Source organism: Sphingorhabdus sp. (assembly GCF_035329025.1).
Taxonomy (GTDB): domain Bacteria; phylum Pseudomonadota; class Alphaproteobacteria; order Sphingomonadales; family Sphingomonadaceae; genus Sphingorhabdus_B.
The window spans coordinates 1-6,590 of record NZ_DAOLHN010000076.1 but is presented as its reverse complement, the minus strand read 5'-3'; the positions used below and the strand labels follow the sequence as shown (position 1 = coordinate 6,590).

The window sequence follows — 6,590 nt, the reverse complement described above, 5'->3', positions numbered from 1 at the left end:
GCAAGCTGATAGCCCTAGCCTGATTGAAGATGCGATGCTGGTGGCCGAAGCGCTCATCACGAACAAGAGCGAGAAAGACCCGTTCTGGGATGATCAGGCCAAGGGCGCGGTGTTTGGCATTGCTCTCCATGTTGCCACAGCGCCAGAAGAGGCAGGCCGTCGCCACCTTGGGCGCGTGCGCGATATTTTGTGCTGCACACCGGAAGAGTTTTTCGATCTAGGCGAGGCGATGGCCCGTTCAACCATCCCGGCGGTGGTCAACACAGCAAGCCGCCTTGCGAGCCTTTCCGAGGAAGTGCGGGCAGGCGTTTTTTCAACCGCGCAGGCGAACACACTGTTCCTCGAAAGCCCGCTGCTGCGCGAGCATCTAGGGCAAAGCGACTTCCGCTTTGCCGACCTCAAGGGCGATGATCCCCTGACCGTGTTTCTGGTGCTGCCCGTCGATTACCTGCCGATTCATCATCGGTGGCTGCGTCTGGTGATCGCCTTGGGCATTGCCGACATCGTGGCCCCAGTGCATTATTGGGACACAGATTCACGGTAGTACTCGCCCGCCAGGTCATCGCTGGCGGATTTTGAGCGGAAGGAAGCCATCGGCGTCAAATTCTGCCGGGTCCGACCAGACATAATCGCCGGTCAGATTGATGTGATCCCAACCAAGCGGTGAAAGCTGCCCAAGTGCTTCGTCATTACTGCCGGCTCCGCGTATGTTGAGCGCGCTGACTGCGCGATCTAGTGATCGGCAGTTGAACAGAATGATGGCGGCTGTAACGAGATTGAGCGCGGCGGCACGGGTCTGCTGATTTTCGTGGCCGCGATCACGAAAACGGCCAAGCCGGTGGAATGCCACGGCCCGCGCCAGTGTGTTACGGGCTTCGCCCTTGTTGAGTTCGGCAGTGACCTGCTTGCGCAGTGCTGGATCCTCGAACCAGCGGAGCGTGAACAGGGTGCGCTCGACACGGCCTATTTCGCGCAGTGCTGCCGCCAGTGAGTTTTGCTGGCGGAAAGCCGAGAGCTTCTTGAAGATCAGCGACGGCGTCACGACCTTGTTACGCATCGCGTCAATCAGAGGGTTGATGTCATCCCAGTGCGCGCGGATTAGATTTGCATCGAGCCGATAACCAAACAGCGGTGCCAACCTTCCATAACGCGCCTTCGGCTCGAAGGCGTAAAGTCGCCGGTCGGACAGGCGCGGGATGCGGGGTTCAAAATTCAGGCCGAGCAGATGCATGACAGAAAACACAATATCCGACACACCGCCGCCGTCAGTATGCAGCGATGAGATGGCTACCCCGCTTTCGTGCCCGAGTATGCCATCAAGCGCATGGATGGCCTCGCCTGCCGTTCCGGCGATAACAGTCTGGTGCAGCGGCGCGTAGCGATCCGTGATCGTCGTGTAGATTTTCACGATGGGATCACGGCCATAGTGCGCATTGACCGTCCCACCGCCTTCGCCTGGGCCTCCGAGGTAGAAATGCTGGCCATCGGCAGAGGCGCGCCAGCCTTCACCGAACCACTTGGCCATCGGCTCGGCATGAATGGCATCGGTCAAAGATCCAAGCGCGGCGCGGAATGTGTCCTCACGCATGTGCCAGGTCTGCATCCGCAGTAGCGCCCGCCGGGACGCTACACCGCAAATATCGGCCATTCGCGTCAAGCCCAGGTTGGTTGCCTCAGCTATCAACGCGGCGAGAAATGCCCGTTCGTCGCTCGGCGGCAGGCCTGACGATACATGCCCAAAATGATCAACGAAGCCAGTCCACCGGGCGACCTGCGACAGCACATCTGTAATCCGGATCGTCGGCAGCGCGCCATAGGTGCGCGAGGCAAGCAGCTTGGCGGGATCATTTTCAAGCTCTTCGGCCTTGGGCCCTTTGGGGAATCTGAGCTTGTCACCGGTGAACAGTAGCTGTTCTTTGCCAGACAGCCCATTGGCCGTTTCGAGCAGGGCAGCGTCCAGCTGAGCTGCTTTCTGGCTGAGCCATTCGTCGGCGCTCAGCCTTGGTAACTTCGGCAAAAGCACAGTAACATTCGCGGTCGCTGGTATTCGCGGCGTCAGCAAATCTTCAAGCGAGCGATGGATGCGCGATGTGGGAACCCAGAGATCACCGGACGTCAGTGCGGCCGAAACTCCAAAGTAGGTAGCCAGTTCCCAAAAGGTGCGGTCGATTTTCCCACCACTCACGACATGGCGATGCCAGCGCAGGTCGATATGCCCGAGCGGAATGTCAGCAGGCAGCGCTTTACGCCAGTCTCCAGCGAGTTGAATCAACACCCCCATCGCGGTGCGCAGCGGTGCTGTTGCCGTTCGGCCTTCGAATGCGAAAGACGCAAGAAATCGGCCGCCAACCTGCTTGAAGACCCGGTATTCTGACACGAGCTCACCCAGGACATCGGGCCGCCCCGGCTTGATCGTTCGCCTGATCAGCGCGGCATCGGCTTCAATGATGTCGAGCTCGGCGATTGCCGTGACGGCAACAGCAATATCGCTGCCGCTACGAGCAGCCTTGGCCAATGCTTCGAGTACTGCCGCAATGCGCGTCAGCCGTGCACGCCCCTGTTCATCGGCAACGGCAATCGTCTCCTCAAGCCGTTTGCGCGCATTGAGATTGGCGCGACCGACCAATGCCGAGAACATCGAAATTGCTGCATCGCTCAATGTTGCTTCCAGCTCCCGCAGTGTTGCTACCAATGTTGTCAGGCGGCGTGCCGGTCCCATCTGCTGAAGTGCCTGCGCGGTGTGCCGTGCACCCTCGCGCGCCATCAATGCGAGCCGTGGCAAATATTCGTCGGGAACAGTGACCTCGGCGTATTTTGTTGAACGAACCAAATCGATCCTGTCGAGGATTTCGAGGAGGCTTCGACCTCCTACCCGTGACGCCGGTTCGCGCAGCCAGCTGAGGCGGCTTTGCTGTGCATGGGTTTTTTCAATCAGCAGGGCTTCAAGCGCGCTGCGCTGTTCGTCGTCGATCAGAGCATGGACATCGCTTGTGACGCAGGCATCAGCAGCGTGCATCGCCTCACCGGCCATGCGCTCGATCACCGAGACGCCCGGGATGATGATGCGCTGCTCGCGCATTCTGGTGATCAGTCGTTCGATCAGAACCTTGCCGTCAGTCAGGCCAAGCGCCTCAATGGCAAGCCATTTGGCAAGTTCTGCCCGCCGGGGGTGGGTGAGATCGTGAAAACCATACCGCCGCTTGATGGCAGCGAGCTGCTCGTAGCGGGTTTGCATCCGGCGAGCGAACTGGGCGATAACATCGACATCGACGCCAATCTGCTCGGCAATATGGTCGAGCATGATAGCCGGGAGCAATTCGCCTTTTTGCAGGTGCCTTCCGGGAAAGCGAAGGCAGCCAAGCTGGAGCGCATAGCCGAGCCGGGTTTCCGGAGTGCGAGCTTCCGCGATGGCCGCAAGGTCATTTTCATCGAAACTGTGATAGCGGACGACCGCTTCTTCGGTGTCTGGCAGCGCCAGCAGTGCCGCCCGCTGCTTTTCTGTCATCGGGATACGGGCGGGCACTACAAATTCCCTTCAAAAACCTCTTGCCATTTGCCATCGTTTTGAAAGAGGATATTGCAAGACGCAATGTCGCCAATTTCCGTTCGGCTCAAATTGGCGACACAAACGTTCGTTTGTGAAAGGGACAACAGGTGCTGATCGGCTACGCCCGTGTCTCGAAAGGCGACGATCAAAGCACGGCGCTCCAGCGTCGCGCGCTCAAAGGAGCTGGGTGCGAACGCATATTCGAGGAAGCGGCCAGTGGCGGACGCTGGGATCGTCCCGAGCTGCACCGGATGATTGACCAGCTCCGCACCGGCGATGTCGTGACCGTCTGGAAGCTCGACCGGCTTTCGCGCTCGCTCAAGGACCTGCTTCACATCCTCGACCGCATCGAAGCCGCAGGCGGTGGGTTTCGTTCGCTCACCGAAAACATCGACACGACTTCCCCTGCAGGACGGATGATGATGCAAATGGTGGGCAGCTTCGCGGAGTTCGAGCGCGCGATGATCCGCGAGCGCACCTCCGCTGGCCTTGCTCAAGCCCGCGCTGAGGGCCGTGTAGGTGGGCGTCGCCCGAAACTCACACCCTCGCAGCGCGGCGATGTCGTGGAAAACGTGATAACCGGTCGAAAGACCGCCGCGCAGATGGCCAAGCTTTATGGCGTCAGCGAACCAACGATCAGCAGGGTCCTCGCTGCTGCACGGCAGGAGGCCGCTTTGTGAGGAGAATGACCGCATGAAACCCAGTAATGATTTGAGCGGACTCATCAAATATCTGTCGCGTGCCGAGTGGCACGACCGACTTGAAGAGGTCATGGGCGACCATTTTGCGCCAATAATGACCGCGCTTGACATCGAATATGAAGAGATTGGTGAAATTCTGGGGGAACACTGGGATCGCACGCTTTGGGGCTGCGCGTTCGAGGATTTTCTGACACAGGGCTTCGATCCTGACGGCGTCAACATTGTCGATGATTATATCAAACGGCGGGGCTGGAACGAAAAAGTACAGAGCAAAACCTATATGAAGGCGCTACGCACATCGGTGATGAGCCTTTATGAAGCCAGCGAAATTGTACCGGGCCAATCGATGACGCTCCGCGACATGGTGCGCGGCGGTGAGCCGCTGCTCGTGCATGAACATTCGGCGACGCAATCGCTCAAAACATGGGACAGGATCGCGGCACGCGTTGTGCCAATGAACGGCAAGTACATTCTGGCTGGTGGTGTGTTGCCTTTTACCCTGGAAGGCACAACGCTGTTTCAGAAGGGGTTTGATGACCTTTGCCGGCAAAGTCGGGATGAAGGCATTCATGCCGATCGTGATGCGCTGCTCGCCGACGCAGCGTCGCTGTTCACCAATGCCTGGCTGTTCGACACCTTGCCCAAGGCCATGGGTCTCATTGCGCCGATGGTTTACAACAGCGATGGCGACGAACTGGTCTTCCATAGTGTGCGTTTCCCAATCGCTGCGGGCGTGACCCAAACGGCCATTGGCACACAGCTTGATACCGTCAAAACACTGCATCGCGAAAGCGCGACGTTCTGGAATTGGTTGGGCACCAAGCCAACCAAACGGAAAGACAAGAAAGATGGCGGTGTGGAGTTCAACAGCACGATGGAAGACGGCACCCCAATACTGGGCAATATTGAGATGAAAGGACGGTTCGTCACCCTGACAGTGAATTCGGCAGAACGTGCGAAAGCAGGCACGCCGTTATTTGCTAAAGCTCTTGGAAATCTGGTGCGCGCGCCGCTAACCGAGATTCAAACCATCGATCAAATGCGTGCGGATCATGAAGGAAATGAGGCGCCCCAATCGGTCGTCCCGCCAGAGATTGCGACCAAGCTTGTTCATGAGATGCTCGACAAATCATATCGAGAAACACTCGATCAGCCAGTCGGCATGCTTGGGGACATCACCCCGCGCGCAGCCTCAAAGTCGGCGAACGGGCGAGTCAAACTTGTGGAGTGGCTGAAATATATCGAAAATCGAAGTGCCCAACAGCCCGACGATACAGACCCGATGGCAACGTATGATTATTCTTGGCTATGGCGTGAGCTCGGCGTGGAAAACGAACGGAGATAAGGCTGGCCAAAATGTGCAGGACAGAGGCATTTAAGGCCCTACCGTGAATCTGTGTCCCAATAATGCACTGGGGCCCTATAGCCTGATGGCGGGCCTTGGCATTCAGATCCACGCGATCATACAAGATCTCGCGCAACTTGAGGGCCTGTATGACAAGAGCTGGTCCACCTTCATCGCCAATTCCGGCGTGATCCAGGTCTTCAACACGCGCGACTGGAAAACGGCGGAGTATGTCTCGAAGATGCTGGGCAGCACGACGCAAACGCTCCGCTCGACGTCATACAGCAACTCTCACGGCCCCGGCGGTGGGTCTAGCTCCAGCTCGGTCAATTTTGGCCTGACAGCAAGGCCTTTAGTCTTCCCTGATGAGCTGATGCGCATGGATCGTGACGCGCAAATCTTGTTCATCGAAAATGCCAATCCGGTTTTGGCCGACAAGCTGCGGTGGTATAATGACCCAGAGTTGAAAACATTGGGCCGGAATCTGCGTGAAGAGCCTCCCGTGCTTGCCGCACCAGTTCCGCAACAATCACCAAAATCTCAACCGACACCATGGGCCTTTGCCGCGCCCACTCTGAATTACGCCCCGAAGAAGAAAGACGACGCACCAAAAACGGACGATTTTGGTGCATAAGGGCTAACCCAGCAAAAACAGGGTGTTGCTTGCACCAAAAATCAGCACCAAAATTACCCCATGAAATTGGTTGGCTATGCGCGGGTGTCGACCCGCGATCAAACTGTTGATCCGCAACGCGCCGCCCTGCTTGCGGCGGGCTGCGATTTGATCTTTGATGACACGATATCAGGTGCGACGAAAAGCCGCTCCGGCCTCGATAAAGCTTTTGCCGCACTCACTCCCGGTGATGTGCTGGTGGTGTGGAAGCTCGACCGTCTGGGCCGCTCGATGCAGCATGTCGTCAACACGGTGCTCGATCTCGACCGGCGCGGAATCGGGTTTCGTTCCCTGACCGAAGCCATCGATCTCACCAGTTCGACG

The 6,590-nt window shown here is 58.0% G+C and carries 6 protein-coding genes; 5 read left to right on the top strand and 1 reads right to left on the bottom strand.

Annotated elements, in window-relative coordinates; all coding sequences use genetic code 11:
* On the top strand, positions 1–544 hold a 544-nt coding region (locus PKC81_RS14140; protein WP_324337186.1), incomplete at its 5' end, for a type IV secretory system conjugative DNA transfer family protein.
* 15 nt (positions 545–559) lie between these two features.
* On the opposite strand, the gene PKC81_RS14135 is transcribed toward PKC81_RS14140, so the two are convergent.
* Positions 560–3,505 (bottom strand): Tn3 family transposase, encoded by a 2,946-nt coding sequence (locus tag PKC81_RS14135; protein WP_324337184.1) that lies wholly within the window; start codon positions 3,503–3,505, stop codon positions 560–562.
* A 149-nt stretch (positions 3,506–3,654) separates the two neighbouring features.
* Between PKC81_RS14135 and PKC81_RS14130 the strand changes: the two genes are divergently transcribed.
* From PKC81_RS14130 to PKC81_RS14115, 4 genes are all read left to right on the top strand, one after another.
* A complete protein-coding gene (locus tag PKC81_RS14130; RefSeq protein WP_324337182.1) occupies positions 3,655–4,227 on the top strand; it encodes a recombinase family protein in 573 nt (190 codons plus the stop codon).
* A gap of 115 nt (positions 4,228–4,342) precedes the next feature.
* Positions 4,343–5,593 carry a hypothetical protein gene (locus PKC81_RS14125; RefSeq protein WP_324337180.1) on the top strand — a complete coding sequence of 417 codons (1,251 nt, stop codon included), beginning with the start codon at positions 4,343–4,345 and terminating at the stop codon, positions 5,591–5,593.
* 85 nt (positions 5,594–5,678) lie between these two features.
* Positions 5,679–6,227, top strand: a complete 549-nt coding sequence (locus PKC81_RS14120; protein ID WP_324337178.1) for a type IV secretory system conjugative DNA transfer family protein — start codon at positions 5,679–5,681, stop codon at positions 6,225–6,227.
* Between the two features lie 60 nt (positions 6,228–6,287).
* On the top strand, positions 6,288–6,590 hold a 303-nt coding region (locus PKC81_RS14115), incomplete at its 3' end, for a recombinase family protein (protein WP_324337176.1).